Origin of the sequence: Rhizobium sp. WYCCWR 11146 (assembly GCF_013591995.1) — a bacterium.
Classification (GTDB): domain Bacteria; phylum Pseudomonadota; class Alphaproteobacteria; order Rhizobiales; family Rhizobiaceae; genus Rhizobium; species Rhizobium indicum.
In genome coordinates this window covers 186,384-186,648 of record NZ_JACCEY010000039.1, presented here as the reverse complement: position 1 = coordinate 186,648, position 265 = coordinate 186,384, and the positions used below count along the sequence as shown (strand labels likewise).

The window sequence follows — 265 nt, the reverse complement described above, 5'->3', positions numbered from 1 at the left end:
CATTGATCAGTGCAGCGATCGAATAGGCTGCAAGCGACGTGCGGATTTCATCGGTGCCGGCACTGGCCAACTCGGCGATGACATCGCTCGCACTGTCGACCACATAGATGTCGTTGCCCGCACCGCCGTTCAGCGTGTCATTGCCGGCGCCGCCGTCCAGCAGATCGTTGCCGGCGCCGCCGGTGATCGTGTTGGCGAGCGCATTGCCGGTGCCGGTGAAGTCGGCGGATCCCGTGTAGCTCAGCTTCTCGACATTGTTGCCGAT

General features: G+C 62.6%; 1 pseudogene. It reads right to left on the bottom strand.

The features are described from left to right. A pseudogene (locus tag HX899_RS33045) lies at positions 1–265 on the bottom strand (calcium-binding protein); the annotation flags it as partial.